The following is a 20080-nucleotide window of genomic DNA, read 5'->3' as shown; positions in this document are numbered from 1 at the left end:
CATCAAAAAAGAAAGGACGAAATTTGTCCTTTCTCGAGCTTAGCTTTTCATCAACCCACTACAGTTGACAAAGAGCCGACAAATTTTGCCCTTTCTCGATCTTAGCTTCTATTTGTTACCGTTAACTTGACTGATAATTGAAGTTTTATCTTACGTATTTAAGATGGATTTTCCTTTTTAGTTCGTGCCAACCTCAAGGCACGATTTGGATTGAGACGATTAAATAGTTCTTCCAATTTCTTTTCATTCCAAACGTCTGCGGCGGAAACAAAATTACCATCCGCATCTCGGAAAGATATCGGTTTATCTCCCATATCAGTCTCCTAGTCTACAAATTCAAACTCAAATTTACCAATGCGGACCAAATCCCCATCCTTAGCACCACGCGCACGAAGAGATTCATCAACTCCCATACCACGAAGCTGGCGAGCAAATTTCATGACTGATTCGTCACGATCAAAGTTGGTCATATTAAAGAGTTTCATCAGTTTTTCACCAGAAAGCACCCATGTTGCATCGTCATCACGACTAATTTCAAAGGCTTTTTCTTCCTCGTCAAAGCCGTAGTATGCTTCTTCTTCCATATCTGACTCGTCATAGAGCAAGAATTCTGGTGTCTTGTCTAACAATTCAGCTGTAGCATCCAAGAGCATTGCCAGACCTTGCTTTGTCAATCCAGAAATCGGGAAGATAGCTGGTAACTCTTCAAATTCATCGTAGTTTTCAGCTAATTTTTTCTTGAATTCTTCAAGATTTTCCTGACTCTCAGGCATGTCCATTTTGTTGGCTACGATAATCTGTGGACGCTCCATGAGACGAAGATTGTATGACTCCAACTCCTTGTTAATGGCAAGATAATCCTCATAAGGATCACGTCCTTCGCTAGCTGACATATCAATAATATGAAGGATGACACGGGTACGCTCGATGTGACGGAGGAACTGAGTTCCCAAACCAACACCTTGACTAGCGCCTTCAATCAAACCTGGCAGATCGGCTACTGCAAAGGATTCACCTGATTGGGTACGAACCATACCTAGATTTGGCACAATGGTCGTAAAGTGGTAGGCACCAATTTTAGGTTTAGCTGAGGTAATAACACTTAAAAGTGTTGATTTCCCTACAGATGGGAAACCTACTAAACCGACATCTGCCAAGATTTTTAGTTCCAATTGTAACTCACGTTCCTGACCTGGTTCCCCATTTTCAGAGATTTCAGGTGCAGGATTTTTTGGTGTTGCGAAACGAATATTTCCACGTCCACCACGTCCACCGTGGGCAACGATAAATTCTTGACCATGTTCAATCAAATCTGTCAAAACCTTGCCAGTCTCTGCATCACGAACAGTCGTACCTTGTGGTACTCGAACTCTAAGGTCCTCAGCACCACGACCATGCATCCCTTTGGTCATTCCTTTCTCACCAGAATCAGCCTTGAAATGGCGATTATAGCGGAAATCCATGAGGGTACGTAGACCTTCATCTACAACGAAGACGACATTGCCTCCACGACCACCATCACCGCCCCAAGGACCGCCATTAGGGACATATTTTTCACGGCGAAAGGCAACCATGCCATCACCACCATTACCAGCCTTGACCTTGATCTTAGCTGTATCTAAAAACATACTCATTTTTTCTTCTCACTTTAAAAAAGGGCTGGGAAATCCCAGTCACTAAATTTTCTTGAATCTATTTTATAGATTACTGAGGGCACCAATTGCAGTTGCAAAAATTCCCAATAAACTTGCTACTAGCATGATAATCACGATAAATAAGGTTATTTTCTCAAACATAGTTTTTTTACGATTTCCATTATCTCCAAATGCCATTTTTATCTCCTTCGTTACATTCTATTTTCTATTATCTTAGCATGAATTTAGCTAGTTTTCAATAGTCACTTGCTTCTGGCGCAATAATCCATAAAATGATATAAGCTACAACTCCTGCTCCATAAGCAAAAGCAAGAACACCCCATATTACGCGAACAATAGTAGGATCCATATCAAAATAATGGGCTACCCCGGCACAAACACCCGCAATCTTTTTATCACGACCGCTTCTCATTAATTGTTTTTTCATACTGTTCCTCTTTCTATTCTTCATGGTCTTTCCAATAATCTCTTATGCTGATCAACTGTGTTTTTGAAGCCTTCAGCATGCGTCTAGAGCCTTTTACGGGTACAGCAACCACCTGTTGCGGTAGATACAAAACTGTCTTAAAGATACGCTGACTGACCGTATCATCTTTGGCTAAATCTTTCTGGAAGTTATTTGAAATAATGGCATCCAGATAAAACTCATGCACCCGTTTTCCAAAGTTCTCAGCTGAAATCTCGTACAACTTCTCTGATAAAGTATGCTCATTCATATCTGGCGTTGCAATCAGGGCTTCCAAAATAGCACCAGCCAAATCATGTTCTCCATAGTACAAGGTTCCAAACATTTTATCACTGATCAGATTGTCCAGATAAGGATTTCCATGAGCAATGACAGGCGTTCCACTGGCTAAGCTTTCCAAGTAGGTCAAGCCTTGGGTTTCACTTGTCGATGCCGAGATGAAGAAATCCGCCGCCTTATAGTAAAGAGCTGTCTCACTAGGAGCAATCATCCCTGTAAAGACAACAGAGTCTTGAATCTCTAGTTTCTGGGCTTGCTCTTTGAGGTCATCCAGATAAGGACCATCCCCAGCTACCACCAGTTTAACCTTGTCTTCTTCTTTCAGAACTTCTGCAAAGGCTGCTAAAACTGCTTGAATATTTTTTTCATAGGAAATTCTGGAAAGACTAAGCAACATCTTTTCATCATCTTGAATCCCTAGTTTACTACGTAGTTCTTTCAGATTTTCCTGCTTGATTTCCGGACGCTCAAACTTAGCTAATTCAATCCCAGTTGGAATGACCCGTTTTTCAACCTTGACCTTATAGTCAGATAGCAAATCATGGACAATCTCACTAGGACAAATAACCCCATCCACATCATGCAGGAAACCTCTGACTAAGTACTTGACCATACTAGGACGAATCAACATCCCCTTAGCAATATAATGCACATAGTCTTCGTACTGGGTGTGATAAGTATGGATGACTGGAATTTTCAGTTCACGCGCAATCCAAATTCCCAACAAGCCGAGAGAAAATTCAGTCTGAGTATGGATAATATCCAGCTGATACTGTTTGGCAATTTCAAGTGCCTTGCTGAAACCTCGGTAGGCAAAGCGACGGTCTTTAAAAGCAAAGAAGGGAACACTTGGAATGCGGATAATTTGCCAATCTTCATAACGATTGACATCCTTATCTGTCGTCGTAAAGATAAAAACAGCGTGCCCTTGCTTTTCAAGCTCTGTTTTCAAGGTTCGAATACTGGTCGCTACACCTGAAACCTGAGGAAAATAGGTATCTGTAAATAAACCAATTCGCATAGATTACCTCACTTTTTACTTTCTCCCTAAAGCGGCTTGTTTCTCATAAAAGTCCAACCAGATTTGTAATAGATGCTCTTCTGAATACTCTCTAGAAATATTCTTAGCTTTTTCTTTGAGATCTTTTAAGGCAGTAGGATTGGCTTTATATTCCAAAATAGCTTCTTTCATCTCTTCTCTATCTGCTGTCGCCCGATAATTTCCCTCCAAAATTACCTTATAGAGATCCAAATCACGCAACATAATCGGAGCTTCACAACTAGCAGCCTCTAAAATAGTCATAGGAAATAGCTCATTGTAACTAGGCAACAAGAAAAGGTCCGCTAGGGCATACAACTCGCGCATCCGCTCTGGCGACACGATACCTGGAAAAATCAAATTTTCAGGTGGGTTATCCATAATTTTCTTGTAGCGTTCATAACCATCTGTTATGCCCCCAAAAGAGAAACCACCCGCCCAGATAAAGGTAATGTGGGGTAATTCTTCAGCCAGACGGATAAAGTCATCAATCCCTTTACGTTTCTGAACTTGCCCAGCACCTACTACGATAAACTGATTGTCGCTAAGACCTAGCTCTTCGCGTAGTCGAGCTACCTCTGCTTGTGGAAGGGGATGCCACTTTTCCTTGTTTACAAAGTTAGGAATATAGGTCACTTTTTCACGTGGAATACCCGCTGCCACCAAATCCTCAATAAACATAGGATTGACCACCACCAAGTGCTCCATCCGGTTGTAAAAAGAAAATACATAGCGATTTACAATTCCCTTTAAGAAAAATGGAATTTTCAAACTTCCCTCAAGTGTATCAGGCAAGAAATGCACATAGCCAATTTTTCTCCCTGAGCGTTTCTTTTGGAATGTAGATAAATAATAGGGGAAATCAATCGTATGAAAGTGAGTCACATCTGCCTCGATTGGAAGATTTTCAGTAACAATCAGTTGGTCCTTGGCATCACGGTGAAGAAGACGAACTAATTCACGGTAGGCACCTGAAACTCCTTGCCCAGCTACTTTCTCACTTGAACTCAACATATTGATGCGTAATTTCTTTTTTTCCATAGCTACTATTATATCATTTTCTTTGAATAAAATCAGCAAAAGAAAGGAGAGACTAAAGGAAAAGAAGGGAAATTTCCTCACTTTTCCAACGGTCTCTCACATGCTTTTATATGTTTACTTAATGCCTAGGGCAATGCGTGCATAGCGACTCATTTTTTCAACTGTCCAGGCCGGATACCAGACTAATTTAACCTCAGTATCCGTTACTTCTGGAACCTCTGTCATGGCATCATAAATCTGATCCGTCAAAAGGTCTGCTAGAGGACATCCCATAGTTGTCAAAGTCATATCAATCTCTGTTTGCCCTGTGTCGCCATCAAAACGAATCTCATAAATCAAACCCAGATTGACAATATCGATTCCCAACTCAGGGTCAATAACTTCTTCCAAGGCTGATAAAATTCGTGTTTTGATGTTTTCAATTTGCTCTTCTGTATAAGCCATATTCATCCTCACTCTTAGTCTTCAATAAAATCACGAAGCGGTTTGCTGCGACTTGGTTGGCGTAGTTTTCTCAAAGCTTTAGCTTCAATCTGACGGATACGCTCGCGAGTCACGTTAAAGACTTTACCCACATCTTCAAGGGTACGCATTTTACCATCATCTAGTCCGAAGCGTAAGCGCAAGACGTTTTCTTCACGGTCTGTAAGAGTATCCAAGACCTCATCCAACTGCTCACGCAAGACGATACGAGTTGTATAGTCCACTGGATTTTCAATCACTTCATCTTCGATAAAGTCCCCAAGATGGCTATCATCCTCTTCACCAATAGGAGTTTCAAGAGACACTGGTTCTTGGGCAATCTTCAAGATTTCACGAACCTTGTCAGGGGTCATATCCATACGTTCAGCGATTTGTTCTGGTGTTGGATCTTGTCCCAATTCTTGAAGGAGATTACGCTGTTCACGAACTAATTTATTGATGGTTTCAACCATGTGAACTGGGATACGAATGGTACGAGCTTGATCCGCAATAGCACGAGTGATTGCCTGACGAATCCACCAAGTTGCGTAAGTTGAAAACTTAAATCCTTTAGAATAGTCAAACTTGTCAACCGCCTTCATCAAGCCCATGTTCCCTTCTTGAATCAAGTCAAGGAACTGCATACCGCGTCCGACATAGCGTTTGGCAATAGAAACAACCAAACGAAGGTTGGCTTCCGCAAGACGTTGTTTGGCTTCGATATCACCAGCTTCAACAGCTAGTGCTAATTCTTTCTCCTCTTCATTGGTCAAGAGAGGTACGACCCCGATTTCTTTCAAGTACATACGAACAGGGTCGTTGACCTTAGCAGAAGTTGAACCAATCAAATCCTCATCGCTGAGTTCTGGTTCTTCTTCTGCACTAAGAACACGCGCACTTGGATTTCCTTCGTTATCTGTGATTGAAATCCCTGCATCCTGAATTCGTTGCAAGAGATCTTCAATCCCATCAGCATCCAAGGTAAAAGGAACAACTAGACTAGCATTGATTTCATCGTCTGTTGCTGTCCCTTTTTGTTTATGATTACGGATAAATTCTGCTACTTGTACGTCAAATGTTGTTACTTCTTTTTGTTTTGTTGCCATTATTACTCCATTCTTCTCTTTTGGGAAATTAAACGTTCCAATTCTTCTAGGGCTGTATCGGTATCTCCTACATGGCTAGCTTCCTGCACCTTCTTTTTGATTCTCATATTGTCCTGATTCAAGAGAGCCTTGTTTCGAGTCATCTCTACTTCACTAAGTTCCTGCGGTGACATCTCAGTAGGTAAATCCTGAGCTAAGACTTGGTACCAAGCTCTTTCAACTTCCTCTGTCTGTTCTGCTAGAACTTCTGGAGGAAGATTGCCATACTGGCCAAGCAAGTCATATAAAACCTGAAATTCAGGTGTGTCAAATGCAAAATCTTCTCGCAAACGGTAATCATTCAATATAAGGGGAGATTCCATCATTCGATAAAGTAGATGGGCTTCTGCCCTCATAATAGCCGATAACTGCTTGGTAACAGGCATGGTGATTGGCGTCGGTCTGGAAATTCCTTCCATGCGATTCTGCCTTTGTGCCTGTCGACTCTCATTAACAATCTGCTCAATTTGAGTATAATCAAAGGATGGCAGACTGTCAGCTAAAATATGAATATAGCTGTTTTGAGCAGTGATAGACTTTTCTTGAACAATCAAGGGAGCTATTTTTTCAATAAACTCAATCTGAGCCTGCAGATTTTCACTATTTTCAGGCTTGTACTGGTTAATGTAGAACTCAATCGGACTAATACGAGTTTTCGTTAATAGATAGGCCAAGTCTTCTGGTCCATTTTTTTGTAGATACTCATCTGGATCCAAGTTATCAGGCATGCTGACGATCTGCACAGGCATATCGCCAATTTCATCTAAGGCTTTCAATGTCGCAGCTTGCCCAGCCTTATCGCCATCATAAACCAGAACCAACTTCTTGGTTAACCTTTTCAGATGCTCAACATGCTCACGACTCAAGGCCGTTCCCATAGATGCGACAGCGTTTTCGATTCCAGCCCGATAGGCTGCAATGACATCCATGAACCCTTCCATCAGGTAAATCTCACTGGTTTTACCAGAAGATTTTTTTGCCCTATCCATATGATATAATTCGTAACTTTTGTTAAAAATTGCAGTCGATCGGCTATTTTTATACTTAGAAGTTTGTGAATCCGTTTTCTGCCAGATACGACCTGAGAAGGCAATGACCTTTCCCTGATCATTTGTCAGAGGAAACATAATGCGATTGTGAAAGGTGTCTACAAATTGATTAGCATCCGAGAGATAAAACAGTCCTGAATCCAGGAAATCCTCATCACGATACTGACCAGTCAAACGTTGATAGAGATAGTTTCGTTCTGGAGGTGCCAAACCAATCCGAAAATGCTTAAGCACTTCATCTGTCAAACCACGCTGATAAAGGTAGTTTCTGGCCTCTTCCCCCATGGTCGTTGTCATGAGAATAGCATGATAAAATTTGGCAGCATCTTCATGCATATCATAAAGAGATTGGTGGGGGGAGGCTGGCTTCTGCTCACTATAAAGCGGTTTTTCCACCTCTATCCCAACACGCTGACCTAAGATTTGGACAGCCTCCATAAAAGGAACCCCTTGATACTCCTCGATGAACTTAAAGACATCACCCGAGCGACCACAACCAAAACAGTGATAAAACTGCTTATCCTCTACAACGTTGAAAGAAGGTGTTTTTTCACCATGAAAAGGACAGAGCCCTAGATAGTTCCGTCCTGCCTTTTGTAAAGAAATCACATCTCCTATGACTTCCACAATGTTGGCATTGTTTTTGATTTCTTCAATGACTTGTTTGTCAACCATACACAATACCTCCATGTTATCATAGTTTACTTTATATAGTATACTTTATTTCAGAAAAAAAGTAAACCATTTCACTCATTTTCCCTACTTTATTCAAAGAGTTGATAATAATCAGAGATTTTCATTTTTGCTTTTTCTTCTTGGTTCAAATCTTGGATAATTCGTCCTTCTTTCATGACAATCAAGCGATTGCCATATTTGAGAGCATCTTCCATATGATGGGTAATCATAAGTGCTGTCAACTGATCATTCTTGACAAATTCATCTGTCAATTCCATCAAGGCCACACTGGTCTTTGGATCAAGGGCCGCAGTATGCTCGTCCAACAAGAGTAATTCAGGACGCTTCAAGGTTGCCATCAAGAGGCTCAAGGCCTGTCTTTGTCCACCTGATAAAAACTCAATCGGTGTATTCAAGTGTTTCTCAAGACCATTTCCTACTTTTTCAATAGTTGCCTGAAATTCATCCTTATAGCTAGCCAGACGTCTTGGTAACAGTCCACGTTTTTCACCACGAAACTTGGCAATCAAAAGATTTTCAGCCACTGTCATACGAGGAGCTGTCCCCATCTTTGGATCTTGGAAAACACGAGACAGATACTTGGCACGCTTCTCGGGTGAAAACTTGGTAACATCTTCACCCAAAATACGGATGGTTCCACTGGTTAAGGACAAGGTTCCTGCAATAGTGTTAAAGAGGGTCGATTTACCAGCGCCATTTCCACCCAAAATCGTGATAAAATCCTGTTCAAAAATTTCTAAGGAAACATCATTTAAAATAATCTTTTCTTCATCAAAGCCATTTTTAACGACTTTGGTTGCATTTTTTAATTCTACAATTGCTGTCATTTGCTTAATTTGGCTCCTTTCAAGATGGTTTGCTTAAATGTTGGAATCATGAGGCAGACTGCTAAAATCACTGCACTGTATAGACGAAGGTAACTTGTGTTAAAGCCAAGCGCGATAACTGCCCATACTAAGAATTGATAGGCAATAGAACCTACAACGATGGTAACCAAACGCTCTGCCAAGCTCAAACTCTTGAAGATAACTTCTCCAATAATCAAACTTGCAAGCCCCACAACGATGACACCAATTCCTCGAGAAACATCAGCATAGCCTTCTTGCTGGGCAATGAGGGCACCTGCAAGGGCAATCACCCCATTTGATAAGACCAAGCCCATGAGCTCCATGCGTCCAGTATGAATTCCGAAACTTCTAGCCATATCAGGATTGTCACCTGTAGCAATATAGGCTTGTCCAAGTTTAGTGTCCAAGAAAAAGAGCATGAGAGCAATGACAAGACTGACAAAAATAAGACCTGTCAAGAGTTGGTTCAAGTCTGAATCAAAAGGCAAGACATCCTGAATTTGCTTAGTTCCAAGCAAGCCTAAATTTGCACGCCCCATAATCAAGAGCATGATAGAGTGACAAGAAGTCATCACCAAAATCCCTGAAAGTAAAGTCGGAATCTTCCCTTTTGTATAAAGAAGACCTGCTGCCATTCCAGCCAAACACCCTGCTCCTACAGCAACAAGTGTCGCTAAAAAGGGATTCACGCCTTTCGTTATCAGAGTGACAGCAACAGCTCCCCCAAGAGGGAAGGAACCTTCTGTCGTCATATCTGGAAAGTTTAAAATCCTAAATGTCATAAAGATCCCCAGACCTAGAATAGCCCAGACAAATCCTTGAGAAATAATAGATAATATCATCTGTTTCTTAACCTTTTCTATATGATTTCTATTGTAAAAAATTGGAGGAGATGTCCCCAACTCCTCCATTACAGATTATTCAATCACTTGTCCTGCTTCTTTTAGAACAGATTCAGGAATCGTAATACCTAGCTCTTGTGCCAATTTTTTATTGATTACTGATTTACCTGTTGAAAAGACATTGACTGGTGTATCAGCTGGTTTTGCACCTTTCAAAACTTGAGCAATCATTTTACCAGTTGCCACACCAAGATCATGTTGGTCAACTACAACGGATGCCAAACCACCTGCTTCTACCATGGCAGTTGCGCTTGGGTAGATTGGTTTTTTAGCTGATTGGTTGCTTGATACAACAGTTGAGAAGGCTGAAGCAATGGTGTTATCGATTGGAACCCAGATAGCATCGACCTTGCTAGTCATAACGTTAACTGTTGAAGCAATTTCGTTTGTTGAAGGAACTGCAAATGTTTCTACTGTCAAACCTGCTTTTTCAGCATAAGCCTTAAATTCTTCTACCTGTGTTTTTGAATTGTCTTCGCTGCTTGAGTAAAGAGCTCCGATTGTCTTCACATTTGGTGTTAAGGCCTTGATGAGTTCAACTTGTTGTTGAGCTGGGTTGTGGTCTGATACCCCTGTAATGTTGCCACCTGGTTTTTTCAAATCTTTAACCAAATTGGCACCGATTGGGTCTGTAATAGCAGCCATGATAACAGGTAGATCTTTTGTTGCACTAGCCAAACCTTGAGCAGCTGGTGTTGCGATACCAACAACCAAGTCATTACCGTTTGCAACCAACTGTTTACTCATTGTCGCAACCTTACTTTGGTCACCTTCTGAGTTCATAAAGTCAATTTTCAACTGATCATCTTTATAACCTTCTTCTGCAAGTCCATCTTGAATCCCTTTATAAATCAAGTCAAGAGATGGATGGCTCACAAACTGAAGAACACCAACTTTGGCAACTTTCTTTTCATTCTTAGCTTCTGGTTTATTCATTGAAGAGTAAATCAAGCTTCCTGCTACTAAGACTGCTAATGCAGCAATAATTCCAATTAAACGTTTATTTTTCATTCTATTTCTCCTTTTTAATTCCTTTAAACTACTTCACTTATCTAAACAAGCGACGCCATCGTTTTCTTTCCATACTAACCTCCATCAAAAAAGTCCTCACACAAAAAACTTGTGTGAGGACGTCGATGCGCGGTACCACCTCAATTATAGGGAATTTCCCTATCGCTCTGTCTCGCAATAACGAGATGCACTGTAAGGTGTGCTCACCGAATTTTTATGATTTCAAATTCTAAATAACATTCAGCCCAATTTTCATCATCACCACTTATCTGTTTTCAGCTACCACAGACTCTCTAAAAAGTTTGTATGATTACTTTTCTGAATGGTTAAATTATATCATTTTTCAACTACTTGTCAAGACTCTTTGAGAATTTTTTTGAAATATTCAAAAACTTCCCCTATAGAAAAGAGGAAGTTTGATGGGTATCAGCCTGAATTACGCAATCCTGTTGCAATTCCGTTGATGGTTGTATGGATTAATTTTTCTTGATCGCTTGATAATTCTCCACGACGTTGACGTTTAATCAACTCCAACTGGATATAGTTGAGGATATTAAAGTAAGGCATACGGTAATCCAAACTTGCTTTTAGATATGGATTTTCAGCCAAGAGTTCATCATAACCTTCGATAGCCAAGATAACTTCCTTGGTAACTTGCCATTCATTTAGAATAGTCTCATAGATTGCTTTTACTTGATCATCTTCACACAGTTTGGCATACTCAAAAGCAATGTTCATATTTGATTTTGACAAGACCATGTCAACATTTGAAAGAAGTGACTGGAAGAAAGGCCAATTTTGGTACATATCTCGTAGAATAGCGATATTCTCTGGATTTTTATCAATAAATTCTTTGAAGCTTGATCCGACACCATACCAGCCAGGGAACATGACACGGCTTTGTGACCATGAGAAGACCCAAGGGATAGCACGCAAACCACCGATTTCAGTAATCGTCTTACGAGCGGCTGGACGAGAACCAATATTAAAGCTTGAAATAGCCTTGATTGGACTTGACTCAAAGAAATAATCATAGAAATGGTCATTACCAAAGACCAAATCACGGTAGATATCATAACTACGGTCCACTACCTGATCCATAATCGCTTCATAACGATTGGATGTATTGGTATCGCTCTTCTTCTGAGTAATCATACGGTTAATAGCTGCAGATACTAGCATTTCAAGGTTATAGTAGGCGGCATCTTTGTTACCGTATTTATTGCCAATTACTTCACCCTGCTCCGTCAAACGGATACGATCCTTGATAGACTTAAGCGGTTGAGATGTGATAGCTTCATAAGTTGGTCCACCACCACGACCAACAGTACCACCACGGCCATGGAAGAAGGTAACCTTAACGCCAAATTCATCTCCAATAGCAGTCAATTGTTGTTGAGCCTTGTAGAGGGTCCAACACGATGAAAGGTAACCACCATCTTTATTACTGTCAGAGTAGCCAAGCATGATTTCTTGGTAGTTATTGCGCGAAGCAATCCATTTCTTAGCAAGGGCAAGAGAAAGGTATTCTCTCATAGTTTCTTCTGAGTGGTCCAAGTCCTCAATTGTTTCAAAGAGAGGAACGATTTGGACACGGGCTCTTTCTTTATCAACTAGCCCTACTTCTTTTAGCAAGATAGCCAATTCCAGCATGTCTGATACGCTGGTTGCATGTGAAATGATAGTCTGACGAATAACATCATCACCCAACTTATCTTTCAAATTACGAGCAGCCTTAAAGATTGCTAATTCTTTTTCAAGTAACTCTGATTTTTCAACATGAGTAGCAGAAAGAATGCGTGGATCTTCTTCTAATTCTTTCAAGAGAAGCTGGCATTTTTCTTCTTCACTGAGTTCACTATAACGAGAATGAATTCCTGCTGATTTCAAAAGTTCTGCTACACAGGCCTCATGAACACTTGAATCTTGACGCATATCAATAGATGCCAAATAGAAACCAAAAATTTCAACTGCCTGAATCAATTCAACAAAATCACCAGAAATTAGTGCTTCACCCTTGTTTTCCAAAAGGGAATCACGGATGGTAATTAAATCCTTGTAAAAATCATTGGCTGTTTCATAGCGAGCTCCAACTTCCTTATCCTCAATCAGATAGGCTTTTGTTGCTTGGATTTTTGATTGAATATCAAACAAGGCACGACGATACAGCTCTTTTTCACGGTAAATCGAGTTATCCTTAGATTGACGAGCCATTTCTCTAACTTGCTTGCTGACATTGACAATACTGGTTGAAAGAGAGAACTCACGATAAAGTTGGTAAATCTTTTCATCATAGTAGTTCATGATAACTTCACACTGGGTCATGGCAGATTGTTTCAAGGTATCTGCTGTAACAAAAGGATTCCCATCGCGGTCTCCACCAATCCACATTCCCATGGTAATTGGTTTAGGATGTTTCAACTCCAAGCCATGTTTTTTTGCCAGGCGCTTGTACTCAGCAGTCAAATGAGGAACAGCTTTCAGGAATGAACTATTGTAGTATTCCATAACATTCGTGATTTCATTGGTAACTTTCAATTTCTTTTCACGAATCATATCTGTCTGCATGATAATCTCAATGTAACGACGGAGATCATTATGCCATTTTTCCTTATTAATCAAGCCTAATTTCACATCACGGTACTTACGCAAGAGGGTATGGATATGGTTAGTCAAATCTAGCATACTCTTACGTTGCACTTGTGTTGGATGGGCAGTCAAAACAGGGACAACATTCAAGTGTTCTAGAATTTCAACCGCATTTTCTTTTTCTGCAACCATTTTGATAGTTGCTGATAACTTACCAAGATAATCTTGATCGATATTATTTTGGTGGTTGATTTCATAGGCCAAATCCACGTCTTCTGAAATATTAATCAAGAGAGGCAAGATAGAGAAATAGCGTGAAATATAAGCCATTTCATCATTTGTCAGGCTAGTAACCAATTTGTTCAAGCCTTGATAATCTTCTTGAGTTGATAATTCCTTCAACTGCATGATTTTTTCAAAAGTTTCTGGAGCAAGCATATTTTTAGTGATATCTTCTAACAATTCTGTTAAAATCAATACTTCTTCTTGCACGACAGCTTTATTACTATAGTTTTCTAATTTTTGAAGAGACATAGGCAATCCTTTCTACTCTCAGCGCTACATATAGTGTGATGAGCGAGCTTCTAACTCCTCATACAATTGGGCACGTTTTTCACTGGCATCAATATTTAAGACAAAGGCGATGGCTACAGACAATACCAAAAGACTGTTTCCTCCTTGCGATAAGAAGGGGAAGGTAACTCCTGTTGAAGGAATAATACCAGAAATTCCACCGATATTAACAAAGACCTGTACCAACATCATCCCCCCAACTCCAATCGCCATCATGGAATTAAAGGGATTCTTAGCACGAATACCGACTAGGATAATTCGCAAAATAAGGAAAAAGACAAGTGCTAAAATCAAGCTGGCTCCCACAAATCCAAACTCTTCAATGACAATTGAAAATACAAAGTCTGTATGGGCCTCTGGTAAATAGCCTCGTTTTTCGATCGAATTTCCTAAGCCTAGTCCAAACCATCCACCATTTACCATGGCAAAGTAAGAATTTGCAAGTTGGTGGCCAGCTCCTGCCAAGTCAGCAAAGGGATTAAAGTAGGCACTGAAACGCTTGGCAACGTAACCAAATACTGGAACTTTTGAAAACTTATCAACCCCTATCATATCAATAGCTGTTAAGGAAAGGGCCGAAACTCCAAATAAAAGACCAATAAAGGCTATAAACCAACGATGAGCAATTCCACTAACTGTATACATAATCAAGGCAACCAAAGCTAGAATAGTAGCATTCCCCAGATCTGGGAAAATAGCCAAACTTCCAATCATGACTAGTAGGACAAAGCGCCAGTCATTAAAAGCACGAGGAATCCATTGATTGTGAGTTAAAACTTGGAAATCATAAACAGCAATTTCATCCTGTTGTTTTGAAAAGCGTTGGGCCAGGTACCAGACAATAATAATCTTCAAATACTCAGCTGGCTGAATGGTCAAAGGTCCTACTGAAATCCAACCATAGGCTCCATTGACTGGCGTACCAATTATCCGAGCCATAGCTAATAGAATCAGCTCAACGAACATAACGATAAATAAAAGACGTTCGTTTCTTAAAAAATTCAGTTTCAATTTGTATATCAAGGCAATCAGTATCAAACTAAATATCCAAAACAGTCCCTGACTTCGGACCAATTGCAGTGCACTTTGGCCTTCTTGAATTAAAATAGCACTGGTTGTCGAATAAACCACAATCAAGCCCAAAATAGATAAAAGTAAGTAAGGAACTAGAATAGAATAATTTAATAGGTGCCTTTTACTAATCTTCATAGTATCACCAATCTAATGAGAACAACACAATTGCTTCCCAAATTCCGTTTGTTTTCTAGTTTTGATTGCTATTATACCATTTTTTCCGAAAGAAAAAAACTCTTATCCATCAGATAGACCATTTTTGTCATAAGAAAAAGAGCACTTGGCCCTTTTCTGTTTTATTCTTTTGATGAACTGCTTGAGCTTGAATCTCCACCACCGATATATTGGGTAAAGATATTTTGGAAGGCTTGATCTTTAACCTTGATATTAGCTGCTTGTAATTCTTTTCCGATAATGCTTTGAACAAATGTTGAATCATTTTGTTTTTGAGTCAAGATAACAGTTTTTAATTTTTCTTTGTAGTCATCGATATTAGATGATTTTTCTGTTTTCTTAATGAGTTTTACAATGTAATATTGGCTACTGTAAGCTTGTGTGCCAGCGGCTGTGATCACATCAGAAACACCGTTTACATCTAGAGCAAATGCCGCTTTCTTAACTTGTTCTGGTACTTCTGTTGAAGCAGAATCAAAGGTGATTTCTCCACCATTCGCTTTAGTTTTCTCATCAGTTGAGTTATCTTTAGCTAATTGAGCAAAGTCTGCATCACTAGCTTTGGCTTTTTCAAGAATTTCTTTAGCCTTGTCTTCATTGTCCAAACGGATGATTTGAGCCGTTACATCTGGAGTGTATTCGTCAAATGCTTTCTTATAGGCATCATCTGTCAATTCAGCTTCTGCTGCTTTTTTAACTGCCAACTCAACTAATTTACTTGTACGAATTTGAGCTTTACGTGTTTCAAGAGTCATTCCTGCTTGTGACAAGACACGTTGGTAGTTCTCACCATATTGTTTTTCTTCTTCTGCAATAGTATCGTTGACTTCTTTGTCATCTACTTCTGAGCCATATTGCTTCTCAAATACTTTTTGGATGGTCAAGTTCAACAACACTTGTTGAGCTGAAGGATTGCTTTTCACTTGCTCATAAAATTGATGTTCTGTGATAACATCTCCTTTCATGCTGATAAGGTCTGCCCCTTCTGAACCTTTCGAACAAGCTGCTAAAGTTGCTACTGATAATAGTGTAATGGCTCCTGCCAATAGTTTTTTCTTCATGTCTACTCCTTTGAGATAAGTGTTACTCTATCTATTTTACTATATTTTCTTAAATTTTTCTGAAAATCATTCGCTGTCAGGCAATTGAACATCTGCTAGATTTTTACGAAGCATGAGAATGCCGTCTCCCAGAGGTACTAGTGTTGCGGTGAGTCCTGGATTGTCTAAAGTTGCATCAAATAGTCTTTGAAGGCCTCGATAAATGGTTCGCTGACCTCGACGGACTTCCATAATGTCCTTGGCAACATCTCCACCTTGGAAAATATCATCCAAGACAACCACACCTCCAACGTCCAAATGTTTGAGGATTTCTGGCAGAAAGACGATGTATTTAGACTTGGCTGAATCCATAAAGACGAAATCATAGGACTCTGTCAGGGTAGATAAGACATCTACCGCATCTCCCTCTAGGAGAGTGATTTGCTTGCGACTGTCAAACTGGGCGAAATTTTCCTTGGCAAAACCAATCATTTCTGGATTGCGATCAATGGTTGTAATCTTTGCATTCGGTGCATGTTCAGCCATCAAAAGGGCTGAAAAACCGATAGCCGTCCCAATTTCCAGAATGTTTTTAGGTTGTATGGTTTCCATGAGAAAACGGAAATAAGCTACCGTTTCATGGGGAATAATAGGAATATTTTCCTTGCGGGCAAAGTCTTCCAATTCTTTCAAGGAACCTGTGACTTGCTTTTGACGCTGACGCATCAAGTCTACAATTTCTTCTTTGACGACAGGACGACGCATGTTATGGTTGGCATTCTTACTATACGATTCAACCATCTTATGCCAATCCCAATTTTTCAACAAGGGCTTCAAACTCATTTAAACGGCGTTCAAAGACTGCAAAGGCATCGTTGAGGTAGTCTTCCTTCTCCATATCAACTCCAGCTTTTCTCATGACATTAAGTGGATAGTCAGACTTCCCTGCCTTGAGATAGTCGATATAGCGGTCACGGTCTTCTTGACTACCATGGACAATCTTTTCAGCCAAGGCTGAGGCTGCTGCAAATCCAGTTGAATATTGATATACATAGTAGTTATAGTAGAAGTGTGGAATGCGTGCCCACTCGAATTGGATTTCAGGATTGTCTTCCTTACTCAAACCATAATACTCTTGGTTCAAATCTGCGTAGAGTTTATTTAAGAAATCGCTTGTCAATACTTCACCATTTTGATCCGCTTGGTGAATCGCGTGTTCAAACTCAGCAAATTGAGTTTGGCGGAAAACTGTTCCACGGAAACCGTCTAGGAAGTTATTGAGAATAGCAAAGCGCGTTGCGTCGTCTTCCACTTCTTCCAATAATTTCTCCGTCAAGATATTTTCATTGGTAGTTGAAGCGATCTCAGCCAAGAAGATAGAGTAATCTCCGTAAACATAAGGCTGAGTTTCACGAGTATAGCTTGAATGCATACTGTGACCAGTCTCATGGACAAGAGTAAAGAGATTGTCTAGATTGTCCTGCCAGTTGAGAAGCATAAAGGCATTTGTATCGTAAGAACCACCAGAGTAGGCCCCTGAACGCTTGCCTTGATTTTCGTAAACATCAATCCAACGCTCACTGAAGGCACGTTTAACACGGCTCAAGTAATCCTCACCCAAGACTGACAAAGCATCTTCTGCCTTTTTCAAGGCTTCTTGGTAGGTAAAACTGTATTCAACAGAAGAAAGTGGTGTGTAGACATCGTACATCTTGAGGTCTGAAATTCCCAGGATTTTTGAACGAAGGTTAAGATAGCGATGCAAGAGTGGCAAATGCTTGCGAACTGCTGCTACCAAATTGTCATAAACACTCTCTGGAACAAAATTAGCTGCTAGGGCTGCATGACGAGCGCTCTTGTAGTTGCGAACTTTGGCACGGTAGTTTTGCACCTTAACATTGGTTTGCAAGGTTTTGGCATAGGTATGTTGGAATTGTTCATAAGTCGCATAAAGAGCTTGATAGGCACCACGACGCACCTCACGATTTTTAGACTCCATCAAACGTGTGTAAGTCCCATGAGATAGCTGAACTTCCTTACCATCATCGTCAAGAACACAAGGGAACACAATATCCGCATTGTCCAAGATAGCGAAGGTTTCACTTGCCGAACCAAAGATTTCACCAGCTCCAGCTAATAATTCTTCTTCACGTTGTGAAAGAACGTGATCCTTGCCTTGCAAAAGCTTATCAAAATAGTGTTGATAAACCTGCAATTTTGGCTGAGCTTCTAAAAAGTCAGCATACTGCTTTTCACTGATTTCCATAAATTCAGGTTCATAGAATGAAAAGGCTTGGTCTAGCTGGCTATAGAGAGTCATGGCCTTGGCATAGTACTCTTGGTACTTGGATTCACGTGTGTCCTGGTCATTCTTCATATGAGCATAGACGTAAAGCTTCTCCATCTGGCATTCCATTTCAAGAGAAAATTCAGTAATTTCGAGTAGGCTATCCGCACTATCCAAGAGATGACCTTCATACTGGGCTACTGTCTCCAATTGTTCTGTTAAATCTTTTAAGGCTTCTTCCCAAGCCTGGTCAGTTGGGTAGATCGTTGATAGATCCCATGTATCTTTTTCATTTATTTCATGTCTTTGTAATACCATTAGATTCCTCCATCCTTTCTATTCTACCATATTTTTTAAGAAATATTGCTGATAAAAGGCTGGTGGATAGAGCTTTTGCCAATCATTTTGAGGATTTTGTTGATAATAGGTTTGAAAATACTGATAATAGCGAATCAAATCTTTCTCAATTTGGCAAAACTCACCTACTAGTGGTCGAATTTGTGGATACCATTCTTTTAGCCCATAAGTTAGGAGGTTTTCTCCCTTTTTATAGGCTTCTGCTTGTTCTTTCATCCAAATAGGATTTTGATAATAGAGTTGTTGCCGGATATAACGACAGATGTCCTTATCCTGAGAAACTGTAAAATGCGATATTTTTTGTTTCTTGTAGGGACACCGTAATATTTCCAATAAACTAGCTTGACCATAGGGAAATTCCTTAATCTGATAATGGAGTTTACCTCGGAGATCTTGGTGAATGAGATATTTAAGCCTTAAAACCTGTTTCTCCTTGTCTAATTCCCAAACATAAAATCCCATGTTTTGACTGAAATAGAGAAAACCTTCTTGCAGACGAGTCAACCGCTCCTTGAGCCACAGTTTTTCTCCCAATAACCACAGTACTTGGTAACCCTGACTACGATAACCCTCACTACGCTCTTTAAGAAATTTTTGTGGTAAGGGGCTACACTGAACCTCTAAAGCTAGATTGCCATTTACAAATACATCCGCAATCTGTTTAAGTTCTGGAAGAGGGTATTCTAATTGCACCTCTGCCTCTTTTTTCAACCAGTGATAAAGGACTTCCTTATTTTCCAAGTGTTCTTGACTTTCATTTTCAGAGGAAAAATCACAGTCTTTTAAGGTTTTGTGAGCAAAATGGGTCCGTACACTTGCTCCTTGCCGCAAACGGAGCTGACCTCCACAAGCTGGGCAGGTGTATTCTTCCTTCTCAAGCTTATCCTCTAACACATTTACCAATTCTCCCCTAGCATCTCTCGCAACAAACATGATTTCTCTCCTTTTCTATATTATTCGTAAAAAAGAAAAAAGATCAGGAAAATTCCTAATCTTCATCACTCTATAATTTTAGAGTTGCAAGCGACTTTCAAGAGCTTGTGTCAACACTTCAGAATAGTTCACTTTCTCACGATCTGCAAGTCTGACTAGCCACTCTGGAACCGTAACATTTTTTCGAATCGCTTTATTATTCTTTACGAAAGGCAAGGGATTGACCTGAATCAAAGTCACAAATCCATCGGGAGCCTTCAACTCAGCAATGTCACTAGGAGTAGGCAAAGCCAGTCCTTCATCAATATAAGAAGCTAAAACACTCTCAAGCATTTCCCGAGCATTTTTCATTGCAAGTTCAATCGTTGCTCCCTCTGTCCCACCTCCAAATTCAGGAAATTCAACCCAGTATCCAGTGCCTTCTCTATGAAAAATAGCAGGATAAGATTTTAGCATAATA

The 20080-nt window shown here is 40.1% G+C and carries 19 protein-coding genes and 1 other annotated feature; all 19 genes read right to left on the bottom strand.

What is annotated here, in order from left to right:
• Positions 1-158 precede the first annotated feature (158 nt).
• On the bottom strand, positions 159-314 hold the full coding sequence (locus N8L33_RS07595) for a hypothetical protein (protein ID WP_000502582.1): 156 nt from the start codon (positions 312-314) through the stop codon (positions 159-161).
• A gap of 9 nt (positions 315-323) precedes the next feature.
• On the bottom strand, positions 324-1634 hold the full coding sequence (gene obgE, locus N8L33_RS07590; protein WP_138701453.1) for a GTPase ObgE: 1311 nt from the start codon (positions 1632-1634) through the stop codon (positions 324-326).
• A gap of 63 nt (positions 1635-1697) precedes the next feature.
• Entirely contained in the window at positions 1698-1832 is a 135-nt protein-coding gene (locus N8L33_RS07585; RefSeq protein WP_000863859.1) for a DUF4044 domain-containing protein, read from the bottom strand.
• 58 nt (positions 1833-1890) lie between these two features.
• The gene (locus N8L33_RS07580; RefSeq protein WP_261059478.1) at positions 1891-2067 is read right to left on the bottom strand and encodes a PspC domain-containing protein; all 177 of its coding nucleotides are present in this window, start codon (positions 2065-2067) and stop codon (positions 1891-1893) included.
• Between the two features lie 28 nt (positions 2068-2095).
• Positions 2096-3421, bottom strand: a complete 1326-nt coding sequence (locus tag N8L33_RS07575) for a glycosyltransferase family 4 protein (RefSeq protein ID WP_261037637.1) — start codon at positions 3419-3421, stop codon at positions 2096-2098.
• Between the two features lie 15 nt (positions 3422-3436).
• Positions 3437-4561, bottom strand: a complete 1125-nt coding sequence (cpoA, locus tag N8L33_RS07570) for an alpha-galactosylglucosyldiacylglycerol synthase (protein WP_261059477.1) — start codon at positions 4559-4561, stop codon at positions 3437-3439.
• 33 nt (positions 4562-4594) lie between these two features.
• On the bottom strand, positions 4595-4924 hold the full coding sequence (locus N8L33_RS07565) for a metal-sulfur cluster assembly factor (RefSeq protein WP_000331925.1): 330 nt from the start codon (positions 4922-4924) through the stop codon (positions 4595-4597).
• Between the two features lie 14 nt (positions 4925-4938).
• On the bottom strand, positions 4939-6048 hold the full coding sequence (gene rpoD / locus N8L33_RS07560) for an RNA polymerase sigma factor RpoD (RefSeq protein ID WP_000201905.1): 1110 nt from the start codon (positions 6046-6048) through the stop codon (positions 4939-4941).
• 2 nt (positions 6049-6050) lie between these two features.
• The gene (gene dnaG / locus N8L33_RS07555; protein ID WP_261059476.1) at positions 6051-7811 is read right to left on the bottom strand and encodes a DNA primase; all 1761 of its coding nucleotides are present in this window, start codon (positions 7809-7811) and stop codon (positions 6051-6053) included.
• An 89-nt stretch (positions 7812-7900) separates the two neighbouring features.
• Positions 7901-8659, bottom strand: coding sequence for an ABC transporter ATP-binding protein (locus N8L33_RS07550; protein ID WP_153193302.1), 759 nt, complete (start codon positions 8657-8659; stop codon positions 7901-7903).
• Positions 8656-9522: an ABC transporter permease gene (locus N8L33_RS07545; protein ID WP_004234420.1), complete on the bottom strand. Its 867-nt coding sequence runs from the start codon at positions 9520-9522 to the stop codon at positions 8656-8658. The genes N8L33_RS07550 and N8L33_RS07545 overlap by 4 nt, the downstream gene beginning before the upstream one ends.
• A 75-nt stretch (positions 9523-9597) precedes the next feature.
• Positions 9598-10593 carry a tryptophan ABC transporter substrate-binding protein gene (gene trpX / locus N8L33_RS07540; protein WP_004259575.1) on the bottom strand — a complete coding sequence of 332 codons (996 nt, stop codon included), beginning with the start codon at positions 10591-10593 and terminating at the stop codon, positions 9598-9600.
• Positions 10594-10705: 112 nt separating this feature from the next.
• Positions 10706-10923, bottom strand: a binding site (T-box leader).
• A gap of 96 nt (positions 10924-11019) precedes the next feature.
• Positions 11020-13716 carry a phosphoenolpyruvate carboxylase gene (ppc, locus tag N8L33_RS07535; protein WP_261059475.1) on the bottom strand — a complete coding sequence of 899 codons (2697 nt, stop codon included), beginning with the start codon at positions 13714-13716 and terminating at the stop codon, positions 11020-11022.
• Positions 13717-13740: 24 nt separating this feature from the next.
• Positions 13741-14964 carry a cell division peptidoglycan polymerase FtsW gene (gene ftsW / locus N8L33_RS07530; RefSeq protein ID WP_261059474.1) on the bottom strand — a complete coding sequence of 408 codons (1224 nt, stop codon included), beginning with the start codon at positions 14962-14964 and terminating at the stop codon, positions 13741-13743.
• A 161-nt stretch (positions 14965-15125) separates the two neighbouring features.
• Positions 15126-16064, bottom strand: coding sequence for a peptidylprolyl isomerase PrsA (gene prsA / locus N8L33_RS07525; protein ID WP_101782210.1), 939 nt, complete (start codon positions 16062-16064; stop codon positions 15126-15128).
• A gap of 66 nt (positions 16065-16130) precedes the next feature.
• A complete protein-coding gene (locus N8L33_RS07520) occupies positions 16131-16844 on the bottom strand; it encodes an O-methyltransferase (protein ID WP_261059473.1) in 714 nt (237 codons plus the stop codon).
• Between the two features lies 1 nt (position 16845).
• Complete coding sequence (pepF, locus tag N8L33_RS07515) at positions 16846-18648, bottom strand: oligoendopeptidase F (RefSeq protein ID WP_261059472.1); 1803 nt, start codon at positions 18646-18648, stop codon at positions 16846-16848.
• Between the two features lie 18 nt (positions 18649-18666).
• Positions 18667-19620: a competence protein CoiA gene (locus tag N8L33_RS07510; RefSeq protein ID WP_261059471.1), complete on the bottom strand. Its 954-nt coding sequence runs from the start codon at positions 19618-19620 to the stop codon at positions 18667-18669.
• 78 nt (positions 19621-19698) lie between these two features.
• On the bottom strand, positions 19699-20076 hold the full coding sequence (locus N8L33_RS07505) for a type II toxin-antitoxin system HicB family antitoxin (protein ID WP_033688727.1): 378 nt from the start codon (positions 20074-20076) through the stop codon (positions 19699-19701).
• Positions 20077-20080: the final 4 nt, after the last annotated feature.

Origin of the sequence: Streptococcus mitis, assembly GCF_946188695.1 — a bacterium.
Taxonomy (GTDB): Bacteria; Bacillota; Bacilli; order Lactobacillales; family Streptococcaceae; genus Streptococcus; species Streptococcus mitis_DF.
This window is presented reverse-complemented; position numbering and strand designations above follow the sequence as displayed.